Origin of the sequence: Pseudomonas coronafaciens pv. oryzae str. 1_6, assembly GCF_000156995.2 — a bacterium.
Taxonomy (GTDB): Bacteria; Pseudomonadota; Gammaproteobacteria; order Pseudomonadales; family Pseudomonadaceae; genus Aquipseudomonas; species Aquipseudomonas tremae.
The window spans coordinates 850,495-876,972 of the sequence record NZ_CP046035.1; the positions used below are offsets into that span (position 1 = coordinate 850,495).

The following is a 26,478-nucleotide window of genomic DNA, read 5'->3' on the forward strand; positions in this document are numbered from 1 at the left end:
CTCAATCACAAAAGAATTAGGCCGGGCGGACTCTATCACGCTGACATGAACGATTGCTTGGATCTAATTTGATCCGTTTGCCCATGCTTGCAACGCCAGCGAGCAAAATGGAATTTTACCTCCGCCCGAAAAATCAGTGTGCTGCATATTTATGAAGCTCCCTTGTTTTGCGTGGGCATGTTTTTTATATAGACTGAAGATGGGAAGTAACAGTGACGTCGCTTAATCAAAGCTTTGGTGGGAACAATAATGTGGGCGCGATGCTCAACAAGTTATCAGATCTTTGGGCCAGTAGGGCGGCTGTAAATAAGCCCCCCTTGATTTATTCCGCACTGGCATTCGACCCTGGCAAAGCTGACTACAGCGAGTCGCTGCTGCCCTTCAAAGAGCATCAGGTATGGCTCGACGCACCGGCGCACATTCGATCCAAGTGCCTTTCTTATGCTTGGATCATTTACAATATGAAAACTATCTACATCGAATGCGATATAGTTACGCCCGTGTGTGAGGACCTGATCAAATCCCCTCCCTCCAACTCGAGCAATAGGGAGATTATTCAGGACGTTATGGCCGAAGCATTGCTGGATGAAGCCCTGCATACGAAAATGTCACTGTCCGCCTGTAACTATATTTATAAGCTGCGCGGTATCGACTATTTTGAGTTCACAGATTTCAATTTGGTGAAATGGCAGCGGGATATTTTGTCATCTTGTACGGCAGCTTGGGAGCGTCGGCTAACCCGATTCGGGATTGCCTGTGCCAGCGAAACATTAATAACGGACTACCTGAAAACCATGTCTGAAGATACGTCCATTCAGCCCATCTGTCATGAGGTCACCCGCGCTCACGCTATGGATGAATGGAGTCACTCAAGCGTGTTCAGCTTGGTCGCCACCGACATCGTCCAAGGGTTGAGTCGCAACGAACGAGACTACCTCCGAGCCATCATCACAAAAACGGTATGCATGTTTGCCGACAATGAGCTCGGCGCATGGGAGAAAGCATTCTCTGTGATTGGCCTGCAGGGTTACAAGGAACTGCTACATGATACGAAGTCTCTGGATGGCATAAACATCTACACGGGCTCTGTTGAGTCGTTGATTGATCGTATAGGGTTGAACTGATAATGGATGCTTTACATTTCCACGAAATGTTTGGGGTTTCTGTCTATGTTGTTCTTTTTCTCATCGCTGGCGCCACGGTTGCCGGGTTTATTGATTCGATTTGCGGCGGAGGCGGTCTGATCTCTGTTCCGGTTCTGCTGCTCGCCGGATTTACACCCGCTGAAGCCATAGCAGCCAATAAACTTCAGGGTACATTGGGCGGCCTTGCTTCAACCCACTATTACTTAAATAAGAAAATAATCGAATGGGCTGTGCTGAAAAAGATGACCCTTGGTTCCCTCCTGGGTGGGACATTGGGCACATTAATGGTCTATTTTGTAGGCAACAGTTTTATGGAGGCCGCGCTGCCAATAATGTTGGTGGCCATGGCATTCTATTTTGCGTTTTCTCCCCAAGTCAGCGATGTCGGCGGAAAAGCGGTTATGCCTATATCGATGTTGGGGGCATCAGTCATCCCTTGTATCGGTCTCTATGATGGGTTCTTTGGGCCGGGAGCCGGTACGTTTTATTTGATGGCTTTGGTGTCGCTGGGCGGGATGGCTATGACTCACGCGGTTGCCTATTCCAGAGTTTTAAATTTGTTTAGCAATGCGATATCTCTGCTGATCTTTATTTTGCTCGGGAAGATGGTATGGATCGCCGGTTTCGCCATGTCTATAGGCGAGGTTGCAGGTGTTTACTTGGGCTCGCATCTGGTCCAGAAGAACGGCACGAAACTCGTTAAACCGTTAGTTGTTGTGGCTTGCATTGGCATGGCCGTAAAATCCATTTATAGTTGATGACCTATGCACAACAGAAGTTTTTTACGCTGTGAGAACATTACTCAGGATACTGCCTCGGTCAGAACATACGCTTTGCGGGTGCTCGCGAAGGAAATGGTCGAGCAATGTGACATGGGGAGGTATTTGATTTTAGAGCTTCCTGATCATGAGGGCGTTATTCAGCAGCGTAATTATTCGATCGTCGGCAGGCCCGAAATGGACTTGGTCGAGATATCGGTCAAGGACACCGGCAGGTCAGGCATATCAAGTCAGCTTCATTCAAACGTGGTTGTAGACTCACTGCTGCTCTCTGCTGGGGTTGGAGGCGCTATCACGATAGAGAGCTTGGCGGATGCGCAGAGCGTTGCCATGTTTGCTGGGGGTATTGGTATAACTTTACCCATGGCGCTCATACGCCAACTGGACAAGCGGGCCAAGCAAGAACTGCGGACGCCGAGCGTTCAGCTTTTTGTGTCAGTGCCCTCGCTTGTAGAACTTCCCTATTTGGATGAGCTTTTGGCGATGTCACTTTCGAGCGCATGGCTCGACGTGAGGATTTTTCTAACACAGGAAAAGTTCGTCAGTGACTCCAGGCTTTTTACCTCGGGTAGGCCGTTGCGAGCAGATTACAAGGAAATGAGTGTTCCGGATATTTCCGTGATTTGTGGGAGTAAAGGCTTTGTTTCGGAAAATCGTGACGTCCTGAATCACTTATTTCCGGAAACAAAATTACTGATAGAGAATTTCACGCAGGTCTTTGACTCAGCAAGCAGTTTTGCAGGCTGTGATGAAGTCTCGTGTAATGTCACTGTCTATGGAACCGATCAGCAGCATCAGGTTTCCAGAAGTGCTACGCTACTTGGCGAACTTTCTCGATGCAATCTCGAAGTCAAAAGCCAGTGTAAATCCGGTATTTGTGGCAGTTGCAGGGTGAGGCTGAGAAGTGGGTCTGTACGAAGCGACGGCGATTTTGCATTGACCCCTAGAGAGAAGGAGAATGGATATATACTGTCATGTTGCTCTTATCCGACGAGCGAGAGTATCTGCATAGAAATATAGCCACCATATGTTGGAAGTACAGTACCCCGACCAAAATACCTATCAAAGCAATCGGGATATAGGCTGTCGCGTGGATCTACTCAGGTGGGACTTGTTTTGATGACCGTCGATATACTGTTGCAGCACCCGCCATTAACAGGCTGTTAGGGGACTAAAAAGGACGGCAACAGCGCCAGAGAACGCCAGGGCGTAAAGCCCTGGCAGGCAGCAAACATCACTTTTTCTTTTTAGCCTTGGCCGGCTTTTCTGCCTTGTCTGATTTCTTGGCCTTTTCTGGCTTGCTATCAGCTTTTTTGGCAGCTTTCTTTGGCTCGACGTCTTTCTTCTTGTCTTTCTTTTCGGAAGACTTGGAAAGCGTCGAGGCCGCTTCAGATTTCTTTGCCGGGGATGCTTTCTTGTCCTTCAGGTCCTTGCTGGCTTTGGAGGCTTCGCCTTTGCTTTTCTTGTCGTCTTTAGCCACGTTGATCACCCTTTGGTGTATGCCGATATTGGCACCTCGCCTGTGGGAGTATCCACAGGCTAATCATTAGGCGAGCGCGCTCGAAAACGGTTCAAACTGTTTTGATCGTACAGGCCCTCGAGGGACACCATTCAGATGCCAAGGCTCGCAGCTGATCACGGAGTCGCTTGGCAACCGGGTAATCAGGGAGGGACATTGAATAGAGTCAAATTGCTTTTCAAATCCTGCATCAAGCGCTGGATGAAAAATACCTTCTCGCGGGATGACGGCCGCAACCGCGAGCTTAAGCCTGAGTGGACATCCCAGGGGCCAGGTGCAATCCGCATGGAGAGGTATCACCATATCGACGCTGGTACTCAGGACAAGGACGGCTTTTATGACTATTACTATGAGTACGATATGTACTACTTCACCGAAGGCACCTTGTCCCTCGTCGCTCGCTGCTACACGGATGATGCAGAAAGGGCGGATTTTATGGGCATCGAGTTTGATGGATATGACCGGGCGCTTGAGCCTGACGATCGGTCCCTTCCGTTGGTGAGCGCAGCTCTGGCTCAGTTGCAGGCTGATGGAAAAACGAAATTCTTTACGCTCAACAGGAAAGGTTATGAACCTATATTCTCGAGCGCTGAGCATGAAGGCGGGATCACGCAACGAGAACGCATCGAAGTGATCGCTCTGTCTCCCAGTGCTCGCTATCGTGTCCAGGCGACGCCTTACGAGGCACTTGCCACACAGTGGATTTATCCACCCGAGATAATAGACATCAGGCGCGATATGCGTGTGTTTGCCTTTGAAGACAACTGCTGGTCAGTCGATCAGGCACGCTGGCTGGACTGCTCATGTGTCGAGTTGACCCTGCGCAAATATCCCGGAAGGCTTACCGGAGTCGGAACAACGGTGATTATCGACTGCGGTCGCGGTACGGCAATTTACAAAAAGGGTCTTGAGGTGGAACTAGTGAAACTTGAGCACGCACTCGACGCGACGCTGGGCACCGATGTTGAGCGCAAGTGAAGCCTTGATGCCAATTATCCCTCAAGGCAAAACCGGCAACAAAAACCGCCCAATCACCGGCAAGTGATCAGAGATCAACAACGTGTCATCCCTCCGTACCCTCGCACTGACCCGCTTCAAACTCGGGCTGTAAAACAGGTAATCCACCGTCCTGTCTGGTCCATTGATGCGGCTGTCGTTGGGGAAGCGGGTCAGCCATTTGCTGCGGTCGATGCCGCTGGATTCTGCGTTGCTGGGGATCATCGGGTATTTTTCCCACAGCGCGTGCAGCTCGCTGTCGGCGGCGTAGCTTTGGCGTTGCGGTTCCGGCAGGCGCTGGTATTGACCCAGCGGCAGCAGGTTGAAGTCGCCGCCAATCAGCCAGGGCGTGCCGCCGCTTTCCAGTTTGTCGAGCAGTGTTTCCGTGGCCGCAATCTGTTTTTGGGCAGTGCCGTCGCGTTTAGCGGTGCTGAGGCTGGTGTTGACGACGGCCAGTTCCCCGCCGTCGCGCAAGGGCAGGTAGCTGACCAGCAATGCATCCTTTGGCTGGAACTGGCGGCTGATGATATTGGCGTCGGGCACCGGCAGTTGCAGGCGTTCGGCGCTGTCGATATGGAAGCGGCTGAGGGTGGCGAGCTTTCTGCCGACGCTGCCCCAGATATGCGGGTTGGGCACGAATTCCGCTTTCCAGTAGAACGCCTGGGTACTGCACGGGTACAGGTCGGTCAGTCGCTCTTCAAGCAGCTTCAACTGGTCTTGATAGTCGGAGTTCTTCGCGCCATCGTCCACGCCTTGAAGCAGCACGATATCAGGCTGTTCATCGCGGATCACTCGTGCCACTTCATCCAGGTTATAGGCAAGGTCTTCGTGGGTCGGACGTTCGTCCGGGCCGCTGCCGTCGGCCATGTCGTACCAGAACACGTAGCGTTTGCCCGCCAGGTACTGGATGTTCCAGGTCATGACTTTCAGGGCCTGACCGGGCACAAGTTTTGGCGCCTGTATCGCCGGGTTGCAGCTGGCGGTGATCAATTCGTGAGCAGGCGGGCGCCAGGTCAACTGGTAGACCAGCAGCAGCGCCACGGCGATCATGATCAGGCAGTACAAGGTCAGGCGTAACAGGACACGGGGCATCGGCTCGACTTGGCGCGCATGGCGCTCGGTGAGGGATTCGGGTTGGAGCATACCGAATCAGCGCGCCTGACGTCAGCCCCGGGTTCAGGGTCAGGCTTTGCGCGCAGGCTCGCTGACCAGCATGAACAAACGAAACATCACGATGCTGATGAACAGTTGCAGAAAGCTGCTGAGGCTGTCGATGGCCACTGAAACCGGCAGACTTTGCGGTTCGGGAAACAGGTAAAGACTGGCGCCCTCGAGCAGCCATAGCGGAATGTAGACGCTCAGTACGCACACCAGAATGCGGGTGAAGTGCCCGGTGGTCATGAGCATGCTTTCGCGCATAGCCATGAACGGCGTGAGTTTGCGCAGGACCAGCAGGTACTCGCTGAACGCCAGTTTGACCATCACCCAGAGGCCGGGAACGACGAACAGCGAGAGGCCGAACATGATCAGCAGGGTGCTCATGGCCGAAAGCACTGCGAAGGTTGGCCACAGGCGTAATGCCATGGCCAGCAGGTCACGGGTGTGTACGTCTTCGCCACGGCTGCGGGTGTCGAGGAAGAGGATCAGCGCTGCGGTGTAGATCGGGTAGAAGAACAGCCCTATGACCAGTGTGTAGGCAGGCGATGTCTGGGCCGGCATGGCGCCGGTCAGGGCCTGTTTGGCGAGGACTTCGAGTATGACCAGCGGCAGACACAGCACCAGAATGCCGCCCAGATGGCGACGAAAAAAGTAGAGCGAATCCTGGATGATGTTCAACGGGTTCATGTGGGTAGATCACAGGCTGAAAGCAGGTCGCCACTTTAGCCCATGCCCCTCGCTGAACCAAGCACGGCAATGACGCGGCCTTGTGACTTGTTATCTTTTTCTTCATGTCATTGAAGCGCGTTGCGCAGGCCCCATTTCCTATTCATGGCCCTGCTATTGCGGCAGGGAAGAATTCCAGTGGCAACTCAATGAGGTGGTCATGAACAGCGAAGAACAAACCCTGATCGATGGTCTTTTCACGAAATTGAAAGACGCCGAAACGGCTTCCGCGCCCCGCGATGCAGCGGCCGAAGCACGCATCAAGGAGCATCTGACCCGTCAGCCGGCAGCGCCGTATTACATGACGCAGGCGATTCTGGTGCAGGAGGCTGCGGTCAATCAGCTCAATCAGCAGGTGAAACAGCGTGACGAGCAGATTCAGCAGTTGCAGGCTGAGCTTCAGCAGGCCAAGGGGCAATCGTCTGCGCCAGCCAGCGGCGGGTTTCTGTCGAGCATCTTTGGCAGCAGTGCTTCGCGCGCGCCTCAGCCTCAACAGGGGCAGCCTTCCGGAGGCGGCTGGCGTGATGGCGCAGGGTTCAATCCTGCTCCGGCACCTGCAGCGCCGCAGGGCGGCTATGCTGCGCCCGCAGCCGCTGCGGCTGGTAGCGGTTTTCTGGGCGGTGCGTTGAAGACTGCAGCCGGTGTCGCGGGCGGCGTGCTGCTGGCGGAAGGAATCAGCAGCATGTTCAGCCACCATAGTCAGCCGCAGGAAATTGTCGAAGTCATTCATGATGCGCCGCCGGTGCAGGACACCAGCTCATCCAGTGATCAGGGCGGCTGGGGCCAGCCGGATCAGCAATACACCGCCGATGACAGCTTCGATAATGGCGGCGACATGTTTTCGGACGATGATGATTCGTTTGTCTGATGACGTGATGCGTGTTCCTCACGCTCCAGCGTGGGGGGGCACTGGGTGACGCTCGGCGTCATAAATCTGCGCAGCGCCGTTTACTCAGGATCGGACGCTGAGCATCCAGAAAGTCGTTACCACGCCCGAGCGTGGTAACGATAATCCTTGTCTCGGCCTCAATTCTTTCCTCAAGCTGGCATACTGGGCGCCGATTCACATTCCGGATCGCTGTAACCAGTGGGCACGTTGCCCGCCATGAGGAATTGCGGTGAAGAAGATTGCGGTGTTCGCCGACGTGCAGAACCTGTATTACACCGTGCGCCAGGCGCATGGCTGTCATTTCAATTACGCCGCGTTGTGGGCGGATATCAGCAAGCGTGGCGAAATTGTTCATGCGTTCGCGTATGCCATCGACCGTGGCGACAGCAAGCAACAGCAGTTTCAGCAGATCCTGCGCAATCTGGGCTTCACGGTCAGGCTCAAGCCTTATATCCAGCGTAGCGACGGGTCCGCGAAAGGGGACTGGGATGTCGGCATTACCATCGATATCATGGACTTTGCACCGCAGGTGGATGAAGTGGTGCTGGCATCGGGTGATGGCGATTTCGATATGCTGCTTGATCGTGTGATCAGCAAGCACGGCGTCGCAGCGGTGGCCTACGGGGTGCCGGGGCTGACAGCGAACTCATTGATCCGCGCTGCAAGTCGTTATGTGCCCATCGAAGGCGCGTTGTTGTTGAAATGAATTTACAGGGCCAGGCCAGTGTTGGAACGTGTAGCAGTCATCGACTTTGAAACCACCGGAATCTCCCCGAACCCTGGTTGCCGGGCGACCGAGATCGCCGTGGTCATCATGGAGCAGGGGCGTATCGTCGAGCGCTTTCAGAGCCTGATGAATGCCGGTGTACGCATTCCTGCTTTTATTGAAGGCCTGACGGGCATCAGCAACAACATGATCCGCACCGCGCCCAGTGCCGAACGGGTGATGGGCGATGTGGCAGACTTTGTCGGTTCGACTCCGTTAGTGGCGCACAACGCGTCGTTCGACCAGAAGTTCTGGGATTACGAGCTGTCTCGTATCCAGCGCAAACGCGAACAGAGCTTTGCCTGTTCGATGCTGCTGGCCCGGCGTCTGATGCCCGGTGCTCCAAACCACAAGCTCGGTACGCTGACCAGCTATGCACGCCTGCCCAACACCGGCAAGGCTCACCGGGCGATGGCCGATGCGGAAATGGCCGCCAACCTGACTGCGTACCTCACCAACGAACTGCGCAATACCCACGGTATCGCCGGGATCTCCCATCAGATGCTGTGTTCGCTGCAGAAAGTCCCGGCTGCGAAGATCGGCGAAACGCTCAAGCGTCAGCGCGGTTTTTGATCTCTGGTTTTTCCTGCCTGGTCAGGTAATCGGACGGCAGGCTTCTCTCGACCGCGGTTGACAGCACAATAGAGGTTTTGCTGAAACCGAACTTGGCAATCCGGTTGATCAGGTCCTCCAGGTGCGGCATCGAGTCGACCGCTGCCCGCATGATCACACACGGGTCGCCCGTCACTCGGTAGCACTGAATCAATTCGGGCACTTTCCACAATTCCTTGTACGCCTGCTGATTGCCGTGGCTGCCCATGCGCAGTTCGATGATGCATTGAATCGGCAGGCCGACTTTTGACAAGTCGACCTTGGCCTCATAACCGGTAATAACGCCACTGGCTTCCAGCTTGGCGACTCTCTCTGCGACAGCGGGCGCTGAGAGGTTAACCAGCTTTGCCAATTGCGCAAAAGAAGCGCGGCCGTTCTTCAGCAGTTCATCCAGCAATATCCGGTCATATTTATCGAGCGTCATGGTGGGTCTCTCGTTGCGTGGCATGTTTTTCAAAGAAAGGTAAAGGTGCCGAACAAGCGTTGATTCATAAGTCGTGGGGCTGGTTAAACAGGTTTTACTGCTTAATGTCCAGTTATGGCCTTCATACAATAGGTTAACCATAACAATGATCCCAGAGCCTGACCATGCCGCAGTCCGTTCGTGTTTCGCCGTTGCTCATTGGCGCTTTTCTGGCCTTGTACCTGATCTGGGGGTCTACCTACCTGATGATCCGCATTGGCGTCGAGTCGTGGCCGCCGTTGATGATGGCGGGTGTACGCTTTCTGATCGCCGGCAGCCTGATGTACGGTTTTTTGCGCTTTCGTGGCGTGCCCGCACCGACCTGGGCCGAGTGGAAGGCAGCTTTCGTGATCGGGTTTCTGCTGCTGACGTGTGGTAACGGCGGTGTAACGCTTGCCGAACACGCAGGCGTTGCGTCGGGCGTTGCAGCACTGGCGGTGGCGACCATGCCGCTGTTTACCTTGGTGTTCGGGCTGTTCTGGGGCAACCGCACAACCAGTCTCGAGTGGGCGGGAATAGTGTTGGGCCTGATCGGCATCGGCCTTTTGAATCTCGGTTCCAACCTGCAAGCCAGTCCGTACGGCGCAGCAGTGGTGATCTTTGCAGCGGCGGCCTGGGCTTTTGGTTCGGTGCTGAGCAAGCATCTGCCGCTGCCGAAAGGTCCGATGGCCAGTGCAGCGGAGATGATCACTGCAGGGGCGGTGCTGCTGATCGGCAGCACGCTCAGTGGCGAGCGCCTGGCACATATGCCGACAGCTGCGGGCTGGGGTGCGCTGCTGTATCTGGTGGTGTTCGGTTCCATCGTCGCTTTCAGCGCCTACATGTACTTGCTCAAGAATGTGCGGCCAGCCGCCGCGACCAGTTATGCCTACGTCAATCCGGCGGTGGCGGTAATGCTCGGTGTGCTGTTTGCTGGCGAGACCATCGGCCTCGAGGAGTGTATGGCGATGGTGATCATCAGCGGCGTGGTACTGATCGGCCTGCCGCAATGGCGCAGACCGCCACTGCGCGAAGCCGGATCAACACGTACAAGCTAACCGAGGCAGGCCGGACAGGTTAAACTGCGCGCCTTGCGTGAATTTTTCCTACGGTATCCCCATGACATTCGCCTCTCTCGGCCTGATCGAACCCCTGCTGCGCGCCCTTGAAACGCTCGGTTACCAGACTCCGACGCCTGTACAGACCCAGGCCATTCCCCCGGTTCTGGCGGGCCGCGATCTGATGGCTGCAGCCCAGACCGGCACCGGCAAGACCGCCGGCTTTGCCCTGCCGCTGCTGCAACGCCTGACCATGGAAGGGCCGAAGGTCGCGCCCAACTCGATTCGTGCGCTGGTATTGGCACCGACTCGCGAGCTGGCCGATCAGGTTCACGAAAGCATTCGTCAATACGCCGAACACCTGCCGCTGAGCACCTACGCAGCCTACGGTGGCGTAAGCATCAACCCGCAGATGATGAAGCTGCGCAAGGGCGTCGATGTGCTGGTCGCGACACCCGGTCGCCTGCTTGATCTGCATCGTCAGAAGGCAGTCAAGTTCTCACAATTGCAGACCCTGATCCTCGACGAAGCCGACCGCATGCTCGATCTGGGTTTTGCCGAGGAATTGCGCGGGATTTATGCCGTATTGCCCAAGCAGCGTCAGACTCTGCTGTTCTCCGCCACCTTCTCCGACGAGATTCGTCTGTTGGCCTCGCAGATGCTGAATGACCCGCTGACCATCGAAGTCAGCCCGCGCAACGTCGCGGCGTCTTCGGTCAGGCAATGGGTTGTTACGGTGGATAAAAAGCGCAAGGCTGATCTGTTCATTCACCTGATGAAAAAGCATCGCTGGGGCCAGGTGTTGGTGTTTGCCAAGACCCGCGTTGGCGTCGATCAACTGGTGGACCGTTTGCAGGGGCTGGGTCTGAACGCTGACGGCATTCATGGCGACAAGCCACAGGCTACCCGTCAACGTGCGCTGGACCGCTTCAAGAGCAACGAAGTGAAGATTCTGGTCGCAACCGATGTGGCGGCTCGCGGCCTGGACATCGACGACCTGCCGACCGTAGTCAACCTGGACCTGCCGATCGTTGCCGAGGATTACATCCACCGTATTGGCCGCACGGGCCGTGCGGGTCAGACCGGTGAAGCCATTTCGCTGGTGTGTGCCGATGAGGTGGAATTGCTGTCGGCCATTGAAGTGCTGACCCGACAGACCCTGGAGCGCAGGGAAGAGCAGGACTTCGAGCCGGAGCACCGGGTCCCTAGCACTGATGCTAGCGGCCAGATCCTGAAAAAGCCCAAGAAGCCGAAAAAGCCCAAGGTCTCAGGCAGCAAGCGCAACCTTGGTAAATGGGTCGACAGCGGCGAGTCCGAGCCAACGCCGGCGGTCAAACCTGTGCGTAAAGTGCCCGTTTTCAATACCGGGCCGCGTAAAAAGAAGCCTTGAAAGGTGTTGTACCCCAGGATCGGACGCAGAGCGTTCAGAACTGCGTGCCCACGCTGGAGCATGGGCACGATAGTGTTATCTCGCACACCTCCCGCGCTCCCGCTGATCGCAGGGTGCCGGGACGATGATTATCGCGAGCGCAGCCACTCCACCATTCCCAACCCCGCAGCTCGACCGCTGGCGAAGCAGGCGGTCAGCAGGTAGCCGCCAGTGGGGGCTTCCCAGTCGAGCATTTCGCCTGCGCAGAATACGCCAGGCAGTTGCCTGAGCATCAGGCGCTCGTCCATCGCCTCAAATGTCACGCCGCCCGCTGTGCTGATTGCCTCATCAAGGGGTCGCGGTTTGAGCAGGGGCAGTGGCAGGGCCTTGATGGCTTCGCTCAGCATCAGCGGATCGGCAAACGCTTCACGAGGTGCAAGCTCGCGCAACAGCGCTGCCTTTACGCCGTCCAGCCCCAGCTGGCTGTACAAGTGCTTGGCCATCGAGCGTGAGCTGCGTGGCTTGTTCAGTGCTTTCTGTATGTCTGCCAGCTTTTTACCGGGCAGCAGATCGATTTGCACAGTCGCTGAGCCATGAAGGTTGATCTGTTCGCGTATCTGCGCCGACAACGCATAAACCAGACTGCCTTCAACACCGGTTTCAGTCAGTACGCATTCACCCAGCCGCGGCGTCAGGCCAGTCAGGCCCATGGCGATGTTCTTCAGTGGCGCACCGGCAAACTTGCTGCGCAGCAGATCGCTCCACGCGCTCACCTCAAAACCGCAATTGGCGGCTTGCAGGGGCGCAACGTCTACCTGCTTTGCTTGCAGCCACGGCAGCCAGGCACCATCTGAACCCAGTCTGGCCCAACTGGCACCACCCAGTGCCAGCAGCGTCGCCGCTGGCTTTAGCGCCAGTTCGCCGCCCACGCTGTCGATGCGCAGGCTGCCATCGGCATTCCAGCCCAGCCAGCGATGTCGGGTGTGGATAGCAACGCCCGCATCCCGCAATCGCTTGAGCCAGGCGCGCAGCAGTGGTGCGGCTTTCATGTCGGTGGGGAACACCCGGCCAGAGCTGCCGACAAATGTCTCTATGCCTAGCTCATGAATCCAGCGGCACAGCGCGTCGGCGCCAAAATCTCGCAACATCGGCGCGATCATTGGCGAACGTTCCGTGTATCGCGCCAGAAAGGCCGTATAGGGTTCGGAGTGAGTGATGTTCATTCCACCCACGCCTGCCAGCAGAAACTTGCGTCCCACCGAGGGCATGCCGTCATACAGGTCTACCTTGATTCCGGCCTGACTCAGCACTTCAGCTGCCATCAACCCCGCAGGGCCACCTCCGATGATGGCAACGGATCGGGCAGCGGAGGAGGCGAAGTCAGTCATGGTCGGCAGAGGTCGTCGGAAGAAGGGTCAGGCATTCTACCCGAGCGCTCTTTTCAGGTGTGACTGCCGCTCAGGCTCGCAGCCCCATAGCGTTCCATACCTTTTGCGCGCTGTGATGCAATATGCCGTGGCGTCTCGCCAATGCCTGACGGTCCTTGCTGTAGCCGCCGCCGATCACGCCCATGACCGGAATGTCGCGCCCCAGACAGTGGCGCATTACCGCTTCGTCACGCCTGGCCACGCCCTGGTCTGTCAGTTGCAGGTAGCCGAGGGCATCGTCTTTGTGAACATCCACGCCGGCGTCATACAGCACCAGATCCGGCTTGTAGAACGGCAGCAGATAATTGAGCAGGTCATCGACAACGTTCAGGTATTCGGCGTCGCCCATCCCCATCGGCAGCGGGATGTCCCAGTCGCTCTGGGCCTTGCGGGCCGGAAAGTTCTTTTCGCAATGCAGCGAGACGGTGATTGCATCTTCTGTATCCGCGAGAATACGAGCGGTGCCGTCACCCTGATGCACGTCACAATCGAAGATCAATACTTTATCCACGCGACCGCTTTGCAGCAGGTACTGACTGATCACCGCCAGGTCGTTGAAAATGCAGAAACCGGCCGGGTAATCGTAGTGCGCATGATGGGTGCCGCCGGCCAGATGACAGGCGAGACCATGTTTCAGTGCCATGTCGGCGGTTAGCAGTGAGCCACCAACAGCGCGCACCGTGCGGCGTGCAAGCGCCTCGCTCCAGGGCAGGCCGAGGCGCCGCTGGTCTTCTCGCGACAGGTCGCCACTCAGGTAGCGGCTTATGTAGGAAGGGTCGTGAGCAAGCGCCAGAATGTCCGCCGGACATATATCGGGCCGTATTAATTGAACGTCACTGGTCAGGCCGCTGTCGACCAAGTAGTCACGCAATAACCGGAACTTGTCCATCGGGAACCGATGTTCCGGCGGGAAGGCCGGGCTGTAATCGTCGTGGTAGATGAGCGGCAGTGACATTGTGCGTCCGTTCAAGGGGCGAATCTCGATAGTGCCAGTAATGTAGCCGGACGCCCAGTCAAGTGGCGGGCCGGTAGGAATGCTGGCTGATACTCATGTCTCGTTACACGGGGAAATCGATGGAACCGATACTCAAGCTGGAGAGCGCCCGACTGCTGTTGCGTCAGTGGCGTGACGACGACCTGCCTGCGTTCGCCGCCCTTTGTATGGACCCGCAAGTCATGCGCTATTTTCCCGAGCCCCTGAGTCGCCTTGAAAGTGCGGCCATGATCGGCCGCCTGCGTGGGCATTTTGCCGAACTGGGTTTCGGGTTCTGGGCGCTCGAGCGCAAGGACACGGGCGAGTTCATCGGTTTCACCGGGTTGCATGTGGTGGGTTTCAAGGCGCCTTTCACGCCTGCGATCGAAATCGGCTGGCGGCTGGCGCGTGAACATTGGGGCCTTGGGTTTGCCAGTGAAGCTGCCTGGACTGCACTGGGGTGTGGCTTCGAACGCTTGAAGCTGAAAGAAATCGTGTCGTTCACGGCCGTCAACAATGAGCCTTCGCAAAAAGTGATGCAGGCGATCGGTATGCAACAGGATGAATCCGGCAGTTTCGAGCACCCCGGCTTGCCGGACGGCCATCCGCTCAAGCCGCATGTGCTTTACCGGGTCAGCCAGGCGCAGTGGCTCAAGACTTTGAAGCCTTGATCGGGCCGATCAAGTTGCACGTCGGCTCATCCTCTTAAAATCTGTATCATTCCATTTAAATGCTGCGGGCCAAAGGGCTTGCCACACACCACATCGGCCATAGCTGCCTTGCGGGGCCTGCCTTGATGTGCGCCAGGAGTGAGAATGAGTCAAGTGCTGGATGATCTGGTTGAACTGCTGACGCTGGAACCCATTGAAGAAAACCTGTTTCGCGGACGCAGTCAGGACTTGGGCTTTCGCCAGCTCTTTGGTGGTCAGGTGCTGGGCCAGTCGCTCTCTGCTGCCAGTCAGACCGTCGAGGAGGCTCGGCACGTCCATTCGCTACATGGCTATTTTTTGCGTCCCGGCGATGCTGCTCTGCCTGTGGTCTACCAGGTTGACCGCGTGCGGGATGGCGGCAGCTTCAGCACCCGTCGCGTCACGGCGATCCAGAAGGGCAAGCCGATCTTCACGTGCAGCGCCTCGTTTCAGTACGACGAAGAAGGCTTCGAACATCAGGCCACGATGCCGGAAATCGTCGGCCCGGAAAACCTGCCCTCCGAACTTGAGCTGTTGACGCGTCGCGCGCACCTGATTCCGGAAGCGGCGCATGACAAGTTTCTGCGTCCCAAGCCGATTCAGTTTCGCCCGGTGACGGCTGAGGATCCGTATGATCCCAAGCCTGGCGAGCCGATCAAGTACGTGTGGTTCCGCGCTGATGGCAGTTTGCAGGATATACAGGCGTTGCATCGCTACATGCTGGCTTACGCTTCGGACTTCAACTTGCTGACCACGTCGCTGCTGCCCCACGGCAAGACCGTCTGGCAGCGTGACATGCAGGTTGCCAGCCTCGATCATTCGCTGTGGTTTCATAACGACCTGCGTGCCGATGACTGGCTGCTGTATGCAATGGACAGCCCGTGGGCAGGCAATTCCCGTGGCTTCTCGCGGGGCAGTATCTTCAACCGCGCCGGGCAACTGGTCGCATCGGTCAGTCAGGAAGGGCTGATCCGCCATCGCGAGGACTGGGCATGACACTCGACGGCATACGGCATTGGGTCTTTGACATGGACGGCACGTTGACTGTCCCTGTGCATGACTTTGCAGCGATCAAGCGTGAGCTGGATATCCCGCAGGATCACGACATTCTTGGCCATCTTGCCGCGTTGCCAGCTGAGGAGTCGGCGGCCAAGCATGCCTGGCTGCTGGAGCACGAGCGTGAGCTTGCGTTGGGTTCGCTGCCTGCCGACGGCGCGGTCGAGCTGGTTCGAGAATTGTCAGCGCGCGGTTATCGGCTGGGGATACTGACCCGTAACGCTCAAGAGCTGGCGTATATCACCTTGAAGGCCATCGGCCTGGCTGACTGCTTTGCCATCGAAGACGTGCTGGGCCGCGACGAAGCCACGCCCAAACCGGCCCCTGCAGGCTTGCTGAAGCTGGCGGGTGCCTGGGAAGTCGAGCCGCAACGAATGGTCATGATCGGTGATTACCTGCACGACCTGAGCTGCGGGCGTGCCGCAGGGGCGAAAACCATCCTGGTCAACCTGCCGGATAATCCCTGGCCGGAACTGACCGACTGGCACGCGGTGGATTGCAAGGCGCTGCGCGGGATGTTGGGGTGATCTGAACGGGCTCCCATGCCAATGCTGTTCGTTGGCATGCACCGGTTGACGCTCCCACTTCACAAAGCTGAGCAGCATCGCACACTCAAGATTGGACGCAGAGCGTCCAGAAATGCGTCCCCACGCGGAGCATGGGGACGATATCCATACCACTCAAAACGGCTTGAACAGCACCGCCTGACCTTCCGGCGAGGTGAAGATCCCGTCACCGTTGTGGCCGACTTTCGGCACGATCACCAAGCGCTGATTCAGCCCTTCCGGATGGCGCTTCTGCAAGTAGTTGAAGTAGTTCTGTCCGCGGATCAAACGGTAAGGGCCCTGGGCTTCTGCAGCGCAGGTCTTGTCCAGTGCCGGGTGGTTACGGTCGGTGTCCAGCTCACCCATCAGGTAAGTGATGTCGCGCTTCACGTAGTTCTTTTCGATGTCAGCCGGCGTTTCCTTGCCCGAATAGAACGGCATCTTGTTCAAGCCGTATTTCCAGTCGTTGAAGTTCGGGCAGCTTTGCGCGGTCACCGGCTCTGGTCGTTCTGCATCGAAATAGGCGTAGGACGACGGGTTGGCAATCACATAGCGCAGTTTCACGCCTTCGCGGTGCAGCAGGGCGTCTTCCTTGCCACCGATCATTGCGTATCGCTGCACCACCTGCGCCCCTCCGGAATGCCCGGCGATGACGATTTCTTTCAGGTTGGGGAACAGTTTGCTGTCGCTCAGGCGCTTGAGGATGTGGTCCAGCACCAGAAACGAACTGACCGGCTTGGGATTACTGGCCGTTGCGCCCTCCATCCAGCTGTTCTGCCGCCAGCGCAGGATCGACTCAGGCAGGTGATGGGCGACTATGTCTTTCTCATCCAGAAATTGCGGCGCGATCAGCAGGGTCTTGCTGCGCTCTCTGGACTGGTTGGCAGCACGTTCGATGCTGCGCAGGTACGTTTGCGCGTTGCGCAGGCGACCGTGCAGGACGATCACCACACGCTCGATCTTCGGTTTGGGGTGTACCCACTCCTGGCTCAGCCCGAGTGTCGCCTCGGCGCCATTGATCGCCAGGCGATCCGGGCTGATTGAATTGACCGCTTGATCCTCGGCATGCGCCCCAAGGCTCACGAAGGCGGTACTCAATAACAGGACCAGAAGCGGTTTAATCATGTGCTCAGAGACTCTTGGCGGCGAACGTGTCGCATTGATTGATTTGGCCTTGGGAGAAGCCGGTCTTGAACCAGCGTACACGCTGTGCAGAAGTCCCGTGAGTGAAGGAGTCTGGAGCGACCCGGCCACTGCTCTGCTGCTGCAAGCGGTCATCGCCGATGGCGTTCGCCGCATTCAATGCCTCTTCAATATCACCCGGCTCGAGCCAGTTCAAACGATTTTGTGCGTTGTAGGCCCAAACGCCTGCAAAACAATCGGCTTGAAGCTCCTGACGCACCAGCAAACCGTTGTTGCCTTCCATTTTTTGACCGGCCTGACGAGCCTTGTCGACTTTTGCTGAAATGCCCAGCAACGTCTGCACGTGGTGGCCGACTTCATGTGCGATCACGTAAGCCTGGGCAAAGTCCCCGGCGGCGGAGAAGCGCTGGGACATTTCTCGGAAGAAGTCCATGTCCAGATAGACCTGCTGGTCCGCAGGGCAGTAGAACGGCCCGGTTGCCGAGGTGGCGCGACCGCAGGCGGAGTTCACCTGGCCGCTGAACAGCACCAGTGTCGGGTCCTTGTACTCGCGACCGCTTTGCGCGAACACTGCACGCCAGGTGTCTTCGGTGTCTCCCAGAATACTGCGCACGAACTCGGCCTGCTGGTCATTGGCCGGCGGCGCCTCACGCGTCTGGGCAGTGGGTGGTGCGCTTTGCTCGGTGCTCTGGCCGGTCAACTGGCCAAGAATCTGCATCGGGTCCTGACCGGTCAGCAGGCCGATCGCGACAATGATCACGATACCGCCGATACCCAGCCCTTTGCCGCCGATGCGCATGCCTCCGCCACCCCCACTGCTGCCGCCATCGCGAGCATCGACTACGTTGTCGCTACGTCGGCCTTTTTTCCAGAGCATGTCGGATCCCTCTTTTTTCTTGCAATGAGTGTTGCTGCTGATAGGTCTGACCATTGCGGCGGTCCGACCAGCGCTGTGCAGAATGCGAGAGTATAGAGGTATGGCGGGCAGATTGGTTCTGCCCGGTTAAGGCGGCGTTTGTGTTTTCCGGATGCCTGCTGCGGTCAGGCCTGTTTTACGGGCTGCGCCGTTTGCAAGTCTGGAGGTGAGGCATCGGCAAAGCGATCGACCTGACGCAGTGATTTGAAGCACGTCATCCAGGCGCCGACCACGCCCAGCGTGCACACGCCGCCCATGATCGCAGCGGGAATCGCGCCTATCAGCGAGGCACTGGTGCCAGCCCGGAATTCGCCCAATTCATTGGAGGAGCCGATGAACAGCATGTTTACTGCGTTGACCCGCCCGCGCATGTTGTCGGGGGTCGAGAACTGCACCAGCGCCGAGCGAATGAATACGCTGACCATGTCCGCTGCGCCCGCGACCAGCAGCGCCAGGCATGACAGCCAGAACAGCGTGGACAGGGCAAACACCAGGTTCGCCACACCGAACAGCCCGACAGCGAGAAACATCGTCATGCCGACATTGCGCTGTAGCGGGCGCATGCTTAGGTAAATGCCGACCCCCAGCTCGCCCAGGCTCATTGACGCACGCAGCATGCCCAGCCCCTGCGGCCCGAGGTTCAGCACTTCATGGGCGTAGATCGGCAGCAAGGCCACCACGCCGCCCAGCAGCACGGCGAACAGGTCCAGCGAAATGGTGCCAAGAATAATCGGCCGCGAGCGGATGAAGGCGATGCCCGCGGTGAATCGTCCCCATGCACTTGAACCCAGCTCCATCGGCTTGCCGGCAAAGGGCGTGGCAACCGGAGCCAGCAACAGAACGCCTGCGATGAACGCCGCGACACACACTGAATAGGTCAGTTCGGCACCGCCCAGCCAGTAGAGGTAGCCGCCTATCAACGGACCGCCAACGGTCGAGCAGCGCATGATCACGCTGTTGGTGGCGATGGCCGAGGGCAACTGGTCTCGCGGGACGATTTGCGGCAGCAGGCTTTGCAGAGCCGGGCCTGTGAAGGCGCGGGCGCAGCCGTAGAGCATCAGCGCGCCATAGATAAGCCGCAGGTCTTGCAGTTTGAGCGCCGAGAACACGAAGAGAATGACACCGCAGACCGCTTGCACGCTCCAGCTGATCATCAGGATGACTTTGCGGTTGTAACGGTCGATCAGATCTCCGGCGGGCATCAACAGTAGCAACATGGGGATGAACTGAGCCAGGCCGACATACGCAAGCGCCATCGGCTCGCGGGTCATGTCATAAACCTGCCATGCGACGACCACCGCCTGAATCTGCATGGCAAACACCGCCATCAGGCGTGACAGGATAAAACTGATGAAACCGGGCTGGCTGGACAGCTTGGCCGGGGCAGAAGGCGTGGAGGACTCGGAGCTCAAGACTGGATCCCATCGAAGCGGCTAATTCACTTTTCGGTTTATACCTCAGCGTATCGATAGGAAGCTAATAAATAATCTGACAGTTTCGCGATTCACTGATTCGGCTCTGCGCGACGCTGTCATGCCACAAACTTGCGCTGCGTAGTCAAGATCGGACGCGAAGCATCCGGAGCGGCATGCCCACGCTGGAGCATGGGCACGATAGTGTTCTTACGGACAGTCAAAGGTGCCTCAGCGCCGAACCAGCAATACCCCCGATTCCATATGGTGGGTATACGGAAATTGATCGAACAGGGCGCAGCGTTCGACCCGGTGTGTGTCGTGCAACTGGGCGATGTTGGCGGCCAGGGTTTCCGGGTTGCAAGAGATGTACAGGATGCGTTCGAAGCGGCGGGTCAGCTCGCAGGTGTCTGCGTCCATGCCGGCGCGGGGCGGGTCGACGAAGACGCTGCCGAAATCGTAGCTTTTCAGGTCCACGCCCTTCAGACGACGGAACGGGCGCACTTCGTTCAATGCCTCGGTCAGTTCCTCTGCTGACAAGCGCACCAGCGTGACGTTGTCGACGCCGTTGTCATCCAGGTTGCTCAGAGCGGCGTTGACCGAGGTCTTGCTGATTTCGGTCGCCAGCACTTTGCGCACGCGGGTTGCGAGTGGCAAGGTGAAGTTGCCGTTGCCGCAATACAGCTCCAGCAGATCATCTTCCCGCTCGCCCAGTGCATCGAAGGCCCAGTTGAGCATCTTGCCGTTCACGGTGCCGTTAGGCTGGGTGAACGCACCTTCCGGCTGGCGATAGCTGAAGGTGCGGCCCGCGACGTCGAGCTTTTCAGTGACGTAGTCGTGACCGATGATCAGTTTCTGACCCTTGGAGCGGCCAATAACACTCACGTCCAGCTCTTTTGCCAGCGTCTCGGCTTCAGCCATCCATTGATCGTCCAGCGGGCGGTGATAGCACAGGGTGATCATCGCGTCGCCGGCCAGAGTGGTCAGGAAGTCCACCTGAAACAGCTTGTGGTTCAGCGTCAGGCTGGCTTCCCAGCGTTCACGCAGCACTGGCATCAGTGCGTTGATGCGCTCGCTGGCAATCGGCAAGCCTTCGAGCAGGATCGGCGTCTTGTTGTCGCCCGGCGCGAACATCGCGTAATAGCGTTTCTGATCTTCACGCCACAGGCGGAACTCGGCGCGCAGCCGGTAATGCTCGCGTGGCGAATCGAACACCTGCGGCTCGGGCGCATCGAACGGTGCCAGCAGCTCGCGCAGGCGGACGGTTTTTTCTTCGAGCTGACGGTCGTAGCTCGCAGGGTCGAAGGAAACACTCATGCGTTGAACCAGCCCAGCTTGATCACGAACAGAATCGACAGGATCACCAGCGCCGAATTCAGCTCGCGCCAGCGTCCCGACAGCAGCTTGATCGCGGTCCAGGAAATAAAGCCAAAAGCAATGCCGTTGGCGATGGAATAGGTGAATGGCATCGCCAGGGCCGTGATCACCACAGGTGCTGCCACGGTGATGTCATCCCAGTCGATTTCAGCCATGCCCGAAGCCATCAGTACTGCCACGAACAGCAGAGCCGGGGCCGTCGCGAAGGCTGGCACGCTGCTCGCCAGTGGCGCAAAGAACAGTGCCAACAGGAACAGCACGGCGACAACGACCGCCGTCAGGCCGGTACGGCCACCAGCACTCACGCCCGCAGCCGACTCGATGTAGCTGGTGGTGGTCGAGGTGCCCAGCAGCGAGCCTGCCATTGCAGCGGTACTGTCGGCGATAAGTGCACGGCCCATTTTCGGCATGTGCCCGTCTTTGCCCATCAACCCGGCGCGCTTGGCCACGCCTATCAGGGTGCCGGAGTTGTCGAAGATATCGACGAACAGGAACGCAAAGATGATGCTGACCAGACCTACATCCAGCGCGCCCATAATGTCCAGTTGCATGAAAGTCGGTGCGAGTGAAGGCGGCATCGACACAACGCCGCCGAAGGGCGTGAAGCCCAGTGCGATGGAAACCAGAGTGACCGCCAGAATGCCGATCAGCACGGCGCCACGCACTTTGAGGTGGTCCAGCGCAACGATCAGAAAGAAGCCCAGGGTGGCAAGCACCGGAGCAGGCTGCTTGAGATCACCCATGCCGATCATGGTGGCCGGGTTGCTGACCACGATGCCTGCGTTGTGCAGGGCAATCAGTGCCAGAAACAGGCCGATACCGGCGGCAATCGCCGAGCGCAAGGGCAGGGGGATGCTGTTGATGATCCATTCGCGGATGCGGAAGATCGACAGGATGAAGAACATCACAGCGGAAATGAACACTGCACCCAGCGCCACCTGCCAGCTATGGCCCATGTGCAGAACGACGGTGTAGGTAAAGAAGGCGTTCAGGCCCATGCCCGGTGCCAGGGCAATCGGGTAGTTGGCGATCAGGCCCATTACGGTCGAACCGATGGCTGCCGCCAGACAGGTGGCGACGAACACGGCGCCCTTGTCCATGCCGGTCTCGCCGAGGATGCTCGGGTTGACGAACAGGATGTAAGCCATCGCCAGGAAAGTCGTGACGCCCGCAAGAATCTCGGTTCGCACGTTGGTGTTGTGTGCCCTGAGTTGAAACAGCCTTTCCAGCATGTCTGGCTCTCCGTGACGCGGCGTGCGTCGTGAATGATCGACTCCAACAGCAAAGCACAGACTGCAGGGCAGCCCGCTCGATTTTTGCGGGTCGGAAAAAGCCGCGCATCATACCAGCAGCTTGTCGGGATGGCTGCCTGCGGATGACGGTCTTTCGACGATAAGTACGCTCATCCAGAAAGCCTGAACGTTGCAAACCTCGCGAAGTCCCACCCCTTAAGACGCATAAAAAGTGCGCCAAGCGACCGCCTACCGTGAGGTTTCCATGAGTGCAACGACCCCGAACCCCCAGGATTTCGCTACCCACGCGATTTCCCTGACCCTGAATGGGCAGCTCCGTCAGCTTGATGTGCTGCCCTGGACCACGCTGCTTGATCTGCTGCGAGATCAGCTCGACCTGGTCGGTACCAAGAAAGGCTGCGACCACGGCCAGTGTGGCGCATGTACCGTGCTGCGTGATGGTACGCGCATCAATGCCTGCCTGACGCTGGCGATCATGTGCGACGGCGCTGAGCTGACCACCATCGAAGGCCTGGCCGACGGTGAGCAACTGCATCCAATGCAGCAAGCGTTTATCAAGCATGACGCCTTTCAGTGTGGCTATTGCACCCCTGGGCAGATCTGCTCGGCGGTGGGCCTCGCCAATGAAGGTCGTGCCAGCACCCGCGCCGAAATTCAGGAGCTGATGAGCGGTAACCTGTGCCGCTGCGGTGCTTACAGCAACATCATTGCTGCCGTCGAAGAAGCGCTGCCACAGTTTCACAATGCCGCAGCCAAGCCGGAGGTGAACGCATGAACCCGTTCACCTACAGCAAGCCGACCGACGTCAGTGCAGCGGTCAATCTGAGCGGGCCGGCCACACGGTTTATCGCGGGCGGCACCAACCTGCTGGACCTGATGAAGGAAAACGTTGCCAGGCCTGAGCATTTGATCGATATCACCGGCCTGCCATTGCGTGAAGTCAGCGAGACCGCGTCTGGCGGGCTGATGATCGGGGCGCTGGTCAGCAACGCCGATCTGGCCTATCACCCCTTGATCGAGCAGCATTATCCGCTGTTGAGTCAGGCTGTACTGGCAGGTGCATCGCCGCAGCTTCGTAACATGGCCAGCACCGGCGGCAATCTGTTGCAGCGCACCCGTTGCTATTACTTCTACGACACCGGCGTGCCCTGCAACAAGCGCGAGCCCGGCACCGGTTGCCCGGCCCGCGATGGCCTGAACCGCATTCACGCGATTCTCGGTGCCAGTGATGCCTGTGTGGCGACTCACCCGTCTGACATGTGCGTAGCCCTGGCTGCGCTCGAGGCCGTTGTGCATGTTGAAGGCCGCGCCGGCAAACGCACCATCGAGTTTGCAGACTTCCATCGCCTGCCTGGTGATGCGCCGCAGCGTGACAACCAACTGGCAGACGACGAGTTGATCACTGCCGTCGAATTGCCAGCGGCGCGCTTTGTCAGCAACAGCGCCTACGTCAAGGTTCGTGACCGTCAGTCCTACGCCTTTGCACTGGTGTCGGTTGCAGCCGCGCTGGAACTCGACAATGGCGTGGTGCGCGACGTGCGCATTGCCTTGGGCGGCGTCGCGCACAAGCCGTGGCGTGACAAAGCTGTCGAGAGCCTGCTGGTCGGAAAGCCCGTGACTCGCGAAAACTTCGCAGCAGTGGCTGACGCCATGCTGGAAGACGCGCAGCCGCTTGCGCACAACGGTTTCAAAGTTCGATTGGCCCGCCGCGCGATCATTCGTGCCTTGAGCGACGCCGCAACAGGAGGGAGCGCCCAATGAACCAGCCATTTTCGCCAATGGGCAAACCCGTGGACCGCGTCGACGGTCGTCTGAAAGTAACCGGCGGCGCACGTTATGCCGGCGAGTACCCTGAAGAAGGCCTGCTGTTCGGCAGTGTGGTCTCCAGCACCATCGCCAGCGGTCGCGTGGTCAGCATCGATATCAGCGAAGCCATGAAAGTGCCGGGTGTAGTTGCGGTAATTGATCACACCAATCGTCCTTCGCTGGCCAGCTATGACGAGAACTATGAAGACGCTGACTCGGCAGACGGCTCGCCATTCCGTCCGCTGTACAACGATAAAGTGTTGTACAGCGGTCAGCCGTTGGCGCTGGTTGTGGCCGACACCCAGGAGCTGGCGCGACACGCTGGTTCGCTGGTACGCATCGATTACGAACAGGCCAGCCACCAGACCGATCTGCAGGCCATGCTGGATACCGCGTACGACGCACCTGCCGAACTGCCGCCGCCGCGTGGCAACTTCGAGGGTGAGCTGGCAAGTTCTGCGCTGAGTGTCGATGTGACATACAGCACGCCAAGCGAATACCACAACCCGATGGAACCGCACGCTTCGACGGTTCTGTATCAGGCAGACGGCAGTTTGCAGATCCACGACAAGACCCAAGGTACGCAGAACTGTCAGGACTACCTGCACAAGGTCTTCGGTCTGGAAAAGGACAAGATTCGTGTGTTGGCTGCCTTTGTCGGCGGTGCATTCGGTTCCGGCTTGCGACCGCAGTATCAACTGCCATTGGCGGTGATGGCTGCGCTGCACTTGAAGCGTTCGGTACGCCTGACGTTGACTCGCCAGCAGATGTTCACCTTTGGTTACCGCCCACGCACTGTTCAGCGTCTGCGCCTGGGTGCTGCTGCCAATGGCCGCCTGCTGGCTGTGGGCCACGAAGCCATCGGCCAGACCTCGCGTTTCGAGGATTTCAGCGAGCACGTCGTGGAATGGAGCGGCATGCTCTATCAGTGTGACAACGTGCAACTGACTTACAAGCTGGTGCCGCTGGACGTGTTCACGCCGCTGGACATGCGTGCGCCGGGCGCTGCACTGGGCATGATCGGCCTGGAATGCGCGATGGATGAATTGGCCTGCGCGCTGGCGATCGACCCGGTACGCCTGCGCCTGACCAACTATGCCGAACGCAATGGTAACGAAGACAAGCCTTATTCCAGCAAGGAGTTGCGCGAATGCTACAGCCAGGGCGCCGAGCGTTTTGGCTGGGAACGCCGCAACCCTGAGCCACGCAGCATGCGCCAGGGCCGCCAACTGGTGGGCTGGGGCATGGCAGGCGGTGTCTGGGAAGCCATGCAGATGAAAGCCAGTGCCAAGGCGCGTCTGGGAGCAGACGGTTCGCTGGTGGTTAGCAGTGCCACCACCGATATCGGCACAGGCACTTACACTGTCATGACCCAGATCGCAGCCGAATCTGCGGGTGTCGATGTAGACAAGGTCACTTTCCTGCTGGGCGATTCGTCGTTGCCGACCGCGCCGTTGCAGGGTGGCTCGTTTACCGTGTCTTCAGTGGGTACAGCGGTGCAGCAGGCCTGTCAGGCCTTGCAGCGTAAAGTACTGGAAGTGGCCAAAGGTCTGCATCCGCAGTTCGCCTCTGCCACGCCAGATCAGGTTCGCTTTGAAGCAGGCAAGCTGTACCTGGGTGATCAGGTGCTGTCGATGGCCGAGCTTGCAGCGTCGCAGGCCAATGGCGCGATCGAAGTGCAGGTGGACGCCGAGCCGGACAAGAAGCGCGAAGCCTACGCGGCGGCAACGCACTCGGCGGTATTCGTCGAAGTGCTGGTGGATGAAGATCTGGGCACCGTCAAGGTGAACCGTGTGGTCAGCGCGGTTGCAGCAGGCCGGGTGGTGAATCCGAAAATGGCACGCAGCCAGATTCTGGGTGGCGTGGTCTGGGGGATGGGCATGGCGCTGCATGAAGAAGCGATGCTTGACCATGACCTTGGCCGCCCGATGAACCACAGCCTTGCCGAGTATCACATCCCGGTGAACGCTGATATTGGTGACATCGACGTGCTGTTTGTCGAAGAAAATGACGAGATCGTCAATGCGCTGGGCTCCAAAGGCGTCGGCGAAATCGGCATCGTGGGAGTACCGGCAGCTATTGCCAACGCCATCTACCACGCGACCGGCAAGCGGATACGCGAGTTTCCGATCACGCTGGACAAGCTGTTGTAATTCTTCGGCTGTCGTTCCCACGCCCATGCTCGTCGTTGTAAGCGAGTCTTGAGAGGCCCGCAGATAGGGCTTCTTCCCGGAGGGCGTGGGGGCTTCAGGAGGTTACGACGGCTGCGACGGGCTGCTAAACGGCTCTGAACGGGCGACATTGCTTGTGCCTGATGCTGTTCACGTTCCTGCTGCCGGTTCCCGGCAGTTCGCGGACAAGTCCGCTCCTACACAATTCCTCTCCCTCCGCTCCCACAGAAGCGGAGCGTCGCTCTCCACGT

General features: G+C 58.2%; 26 protein-coding genes. 15 read left to right on the top strand and 11 right to left on the bottom strand.

Features of this window, described 5'->3' with window-relative positions; translation table 11 throughout:
* The first annotated feature begins 212 nt into the window (after positions 1 to 212).
* The 3 genes from POR16_RS03735 to POR16_RS03745 are packed head-to-tail and all read left to right on the top strand — an operon-like array spanning position 213 to position 2,944.
* Complete coding sequence (locus tag POR16_RS03735; RefSeq protein ID WP_032618589.1) at positions 213 to 1,124, top strand: diiron oxygenase; 912 nt, start codon at positions 213 to 215, stop codon at positions 1,122 to 1,124.
* Positions 1,125 to 1,126: 2 nt separating this feature from the next.
* Positions 1,127 to 1,903, top strand: a complete 777-nt coding sequence (locus tag POR16_RS03740) for a TSUP family transporter (RefSeq protein ID WP_005894347.1) — start codon at positions 1,127 to 1,129, stop codon at positions 1,901 to 1,903.
* A gap of 6 nt (positions 1,904 to 1,909) precedes the next feature.
* Positions 1,910 to 2,944 carry an iron-sulfur cluster-binding domain-containing protein gene (locus POR16_RS03745; protein WP_005894345.1) on the top strand — a complete coding sequence of 345 codons (1,035 nt, stop codon included), beginning with the start codon at positions 1,910 to 1,912 and terminating at the stop codon, positions 2,942 to 2,944.
* Between the two features lie 214 nt (positions 2,945 to 3,158).
* Here the strand turns inward: POR16_RS03745 and POR16_RS03750 are convergent, their stop codons facing one another.
* Positions 3,159 to 3,413: a hypothetical protein gene (locus POR16_RS03750; RefSeq protein ID WP_005894343.1), complete on the bottom strand. Its 255-nt coding sequence runs from the start codon at positions 3,411 to 3,413 to the stop codon at positions 3,159 to 3,161.
* Between the two features lie 231 nt (positions 3,414 to 3,644).
* Here POR16_RS03750 and POR16_RS03755 point away from each other — a divergent pair, with 231 nt between their 5' ends.
* Positions 3,645 to 4,421, top strand: coding sequence for a hypothetical protein (locus tag POR16_RS03755; RefSeq protein ID WP_122381236.1), 777 nt, complete (start codon positions 3,645 to 3,647; stop codon positions 4,419 to 4,421).
* 21 nt (positions 4,422 to 4,442) lie between these two features.
* Here POR16_RS03755 and POR16_RS03760 read toward each other — a convergent pair whose 3' ends face one another.
* Positions 4,443 to 5,582, bottom strand: a complete 1,140-nt coding sequence (locus POR16_RS03760; protein WP_005894338.1) for an endonuclease/exonuclease/phosphatase family protein — start codon at positions 5,580 to 5,582, stop codon at positions 4,443 to 4,445.
* A 39-nt stretch (positions 5,583 to 5,621) separates the two neighbouring features.
* Positions 5,622 to 6,284: a YciC family protein gene (locus tag POR16_RS03765; protein WP_024691261.1), complete on the bottom strand. Its 663-nt coding sequence runs from the start codon at positions 6,282 to 6,284 to the stop codon at positions 5,622 to 5,624.
* Positions 6,285 to 6,483: 199 nt separating this feature from the next.
* Between POR16_RS03765 and POR16_RS03770 the strand changes: the two genes are divergently transcribed.
* The 3 genes from POR16_RS03770 to POR16_RS03785 all read left to right on the top strand — a co-directional run bounded on the left by POR16_RS03770 (position 6,484) and on the right by POR16_RS03785 (position 8,551).
* Positions 6,484 to 7,191, top strand: coding sequence for a DUF2076 domain-containing protein (locus POR16_RS03770; RefSeq protein ID WP_005894334.1), 708 nt, complete (start codon positions 6,484 to 6,486; stop codon positions 7,189 to 7,191).
* Positions 7,192 to 7,441: 250 nt separating this feature from the next.
* The gene (locus POR16_RS03780; RefSeq protein WP_005894332.1) at positions 7,442 to 7,918 is read left to right on the top strand and encodes an NYN domain-containing protein; all 477 of its coding nucleotides are present in this window, start codon (positions 7,442 to 7,444) and stop codon (positions 7,916 to 7,918) included.
* Between the two features lie 21 nt (positions 7,919 to 7,939).
* On the top strand, positions 7,940 to 8,551 hold the full coding sequence (locus POR16_RS03785; RefSeq protein WP_005620592.1) for a 3'-5' exonuclease: 612 nt from the start codon (positions 7,940 to 7,942) through the stop codon (positions 8,549 to 8,551).
* On the opposite strand, the gene POR16_RS03790 is transcribed toward POR16_RS03785, so the two are convergent.
* Positions 8,529 to 9,014: an Lrp/AsnC family transcriptional regulator gene (locus POR16_RS03790; RefSeq protein ID WP_005894329.1), complete on the bottom strand. Its 486-nt coding sequence runs from the start codon at positions 9,012 to 9,014 to the stop codon at positions 8,529 to 8,531. The genes POR16_RS03785 and POR16_RS03790 overlap by 23 nt on opposite strands.
* 164 nt (positions 9,015 to 9,178) lie before the next feature.
* Between POR16_RS03790 and yedA the strand changes: the two genes are divergently transcribed.
* Together yedA and POR16_RS03800 are read left to right on the top strand one after the other, a co-directional pair.
* Entirely contained in the window at positions 9,179 to 10,090 is a 912-nt protein-coding gene (gene yedA / locus POR16_RS03795) for a drug/metabolite exporter YedA (protein WP_005894328.1), read from the top strand.
* A gap of 61 nt (positions 10,091 to 10,151) precedes the next feature.
* On the top strand, positions 10,152 to 11,480 hold the full coding sequence (locus POR16_RS03800; protein WP_054997672.1) for an RNA helicase RhlE1: 1,329 nt from the start codon (positions 10,152 to 10,154) through the stop codon (positions 11,478 to 11,480).
* A 128-nt stretch (positions 11,481 to 11,608) separates the two neighbouring features.
* On the opposite strand, the gene POR16_RS03805 is transcribed toward POR16_RS03800, so the two are convergent.
* Both POR16_RS03805 and POR16_RS03810 read right to left on the bottom strand, forming a co-directional pair.
* On the bottom strand, positions 11,609 to 12,847 hold the full coding sequence (locus POR16_RS03805; RefSeq protein ID WP_042932741.1) for a TIGR03862 family flavoprotein: 1,239 nt from the start codon (positions 12,845 to 12,847) through the stop codon (positions 11,609 to 11,611).
* A 70-nt stretch (positions 12,848 to 12,917) separates the two neighbouring features.
* Entirely contained in the window at positions 12,918 to 13,841 is a 924-nt protein-coding gene (locus POR16_RS03810) for a histone deacetylase family protein (RefSeq protein WP_005894319.1), read from the bottom strand.
* A gap of 119 nt (positions 13,842 to 13,960) precedes the next feature.
* On the opposite strand from POR16_RS03810, the gene POR16_RS03815 reads away from it, so the two are divergent.
* From POR16_RS03815 to POR16_RS03825, 3 genes are all read left to right on the top strand, one after another.
* On the top strand, positions 13,961 to 14,530 hold the full coding sequence (locus POR16_RS03815; RefSeq protein ID WP_005894318.1) for a GNAT family N-acetyltransferase: 570 nt from the start codon (positions 13,961 to 13,963) through the stop codon (positions 14,528 to 14,530).
* Between the two features lie 144 nt (positions 14,531 to 14,674).
* Positions 14,675 to 15,544 (top strand): acyl-CoA thioesterase II, encoded by an 870-nt coding sequence (gene tesB / locus POR16_RS03820; RefSeq protein ID WP_005894317.1) that lies wholly within the window; start codon positions 14,675 to 14,677, stop codon positions 15,542 to 15,544.
* Positions 15,541 to 16,131 (top strand): HAD family hydrolase, encoded by a 591-nt coding sequence (locus POR16_RS03825; protein ID WP_005894315.1) that lies wholly within the window; start codon positions 15,541 to 15,543, stop codon positions 16,129 to 16,131. The genes tesB and POR16_RS03825 overlap by 4 nt, the downstream gene beginning before the upstream one ends.
* Positions 16,132 to 16,284: 153 nt before the next feature.
* On the opposite strand, the gene POR16_RS03830 is transcribed toward POR16_RS03825, so the two are convergent.
* The 5 genes from POR16_RS03830 to POR16_RS03850 form a co-directional block, all read right to left on the bottom strand.
* Complete coding sequence (locus tag POR16_RS03830; RefSeq protein WP_005894314.1) at positions 16,285 to 17,274, bottom strand: hypothetical protein; 990 nt, start codon at positions 17,272 to 17,274, stop codon at positions 16,285 to 16,287.
* A gap of 4 nt (positions 17,275 to 17,278) precedes the next feature.
* Positions 17,279 to 18,169 (bottom strand): KPN_02809 family neutral zinc metallopeptidase, encoded by an 891-nt coding sequence (gene ypfJ, locus POR16_RS03835; protein WP_005894313.1) that lies wholly within the window; start codon positions 18,167 to 18,169, stop codon positions 17,279 to 17,281.
* A 164-nt stretch (positions 18,170 to 18,333) separates the two neighbouring features.
* Positions 18,334 to 19,620 (bottom strand): MFS transporter, encoded by a 1,287-nt coding sequence (locus POR16_RS03840; RefSeq protein ID WP_005894312.1) that lies wholly within the window; start codon positions 19,618 to 19,620, stop codon positions 18,334 to 18,336.
* Between the two features lie 231 nt (positions 19,621 to 19,851).
* Positions 19,852 to 20,937, bottom strand: coding sequence for a tRNA (uridine(54)-C5)-methyltransferase TrmA (trmA, locus tag POR16_RS03845; RefSeq protein ID WP_005894311.1), 1,086 nt, complete (start codon positions 20,935 to 20,937; stop codon positions 19,852 to 19,854).
* Positions 20,934 to 22,229 (bottom strand): NCS2 family permease, encoded by a 1,296-nt coding sequence (locus POR16_RS03850; protein WP_005894309.1) that lies wholly within the window; start codon positions 22,227 to 22,229, stop codon positions 20,934 to 20,936. The genes trmA and POR16_RS03850 overlap by 4 nt, the downstream gene beginning before the upstream one ends.
* Before the next feature lie 265 nt (positions 22,230 to 22,494).
* Here POR16_RS03850 and POR16_RS03855 point away from each other — a divergent pair, with 265 nt between their 5' ends.
* From POR16_RS03855 to POR16_RS03865, 3 genes are read left to right on the top strand one after another with little or no spacing between them, the layout of a single operon-like run.
* Positions 22,495 to 23,025 carry a (2Fe-2S)-binding protein gene (locus POR16_RS03855; RefSeq protein ID WP_024671635.1) on the top strand — a complete coding sequence of 177 codons (531 nt, stop codon included), beginning with the start codon at positions 22,495 to 22,497 and terminating at the stop codon, positions 23,023 to 23,025.
* Positions 23,022 to 24,011, top strand: coding sequence for an FAD binding domain-containing protein (locus POR16_RS03860; protein ID WP_005894307.1), 990 nt, complete (start codon positions 23,022 to 23,024; stop codon positions 24,009 to 24,011). The genes POR16_RS03855 and POR16_RS03860 overlap by 4 nt, the downstream gene beginning before the upstream one ends.
* On the top strand, positions 24,008 to 26,209 hold the full coding sequence (locus POR16_RS03865) for a xanthine dehydrogenase family protein molybdopterin-binding subunit (RefSeq protein WP_005894306.1): 2,202 nt from the start codon (positions 24,008 to 24,010) through the stop codon (positions 26,207 to 26,209). The genes POR16_RS03860 and POR16_RS03865 overlap by 4 nt, the downstream gene beginning before the upstream one ends.
* Positions 26,210 to 26,478: the final 269 nt, after the last annotated feature.

Coding starts and splice junctions, on each gene's coding strand:
- POR16_RS03740 (WP_005894347.1), top strand. CDS start 1,127: ATGGATGCTTTACATTTCCACGAAATGTTTGGGGTTTCTGTCTATGTT.
- POR16_RS03745 (WP_005894345.1), top strand. CDS start 1,910: ATGCACAACAGAAGTTTTTTACGCTGTGAGAACATTACTCAGGATACT.
- POR16_RS03755 (WP_122381236.1), top strand. CDS start 3,645: ATGAAAAATACCTTCTCGCGGGATGACGGCCGCAACCGCGAGCTTAAG.
- POR16_RS03760 (WP_005894338.1), bottom strand. CDS start 5,582: ATGCTCCAACCCGAATCCCTCACCGAGCGCCATGCGCGCCAAGTCGAG.
- POR16_RS03765 (WP_024691261.1), bottom strand. CDS start 6,284: ATGAACCCGTTGAACATCATCCAGGATTCGCTCTACTTTTTTCGTCGC.
- POR16_RS03770 (WP_005894334.1), top strand. CDS start 6,484: ATGAACAGCGAAGAACAAACCCTGATCGATGGTCTTTTCACGAAATTG.
- POR16_RS03790 (WP_005894329.1), bottom strand. CDS start 9,014: ATGACGCTCGATAAATATGACCGGATATTGCTGGATGAACTGCTGAAG.
- yedA (WP_005894328.1), top strand. CDS start 9,179: ATGCCGCAGTCCGTTCGTGTTTCGCCGTTGCTCATTGGCGCTTTTCTG.
- POR16_RS03800 (WP_054997672.1), top strand. CDS start 10,152: ATGACATTCGCCTCTCTCGGCCTGATCGAACCCCTGCTGCGCGCCCTT.
- POR16_RS03805 (WP_042932741.1), bottom strand. CDS start 12,847: ATGACTGACTTCGCCTCCTCCGCTGCCCGATCCGTTGCCATCATCGGA.
- POR16_RS03810 (WP_005894319.1), bottom strand. CDS start 13,841: ATGTCACTGCCGCTCATCTACCACGACGATTACAGCCCGGCCTTCCCG.
- POR16_RS03815 (WP_005894318.1), top strand. CDS start 13,961: ATGGAACCGATACTCAAGCTGGAGAGCGCCCGACTGCTGTTGCGTCAG.
- tesB (WP_005894317.1), top strand. CDS start 14,675: ATGAGTCAAGTGCTGGATGATCTGGTTGAACTGCTGACGCTGGAACCC.
- POR16_RS03825 (WP_005894315.1), top strand. CDS start 15,541: ATGACACTCGACGGCATACGGCATTGGGTCTTTGACATGGACGGCACG.
- POR16_RS03830 (WP_005894314.1), bottom strand. CDS start 17,274: ATGATTAAACCGCTTCTGGTCCTGTTATTGAGTACCGCCTTCGTGAGC.
- ypfJ (WP_005894313.1), bottom strand. CDS start 18,169: ATGCTCTGGAAAAAAGGCCGACGTAGCGACAACGTAGTCGATGCTCGC.
- trmA (WP_005894311.1), bottom strand. CDS start 20,937: ATGAGTGTTTCCTTCGACCCTGCGAGCTACGACCGTCAGCTCGAAGAA.
- POR16_RS03850 (WP_005894309.1), bottom strand. CDS start 22,229: ATGCTGGAAAGGCTGTTTCAACTCAGGGCACACAACACCAACGTGCGA.
- POR16_RS03855 (WP_024671635.1), top strand. CDS start 22,495: ATGAGTGCAACGACCCCGAACCCCCAGGATTTCGCTACCCACGCGATT.
- POR16_RS03860 (WP_005894307.1), top strand. CDS start 23,022: ATGAACCCGTTCACCTACAGCAAGCCGACCGACGTCAGTGCAGCGGTC.
- POR16_RS03865 (WP_005894306.1), top strand. CDS start 24,008: ATGAACCAGCCATTTTCGCCAATGGGCAAACCCGTGGACCGCGTCGAC.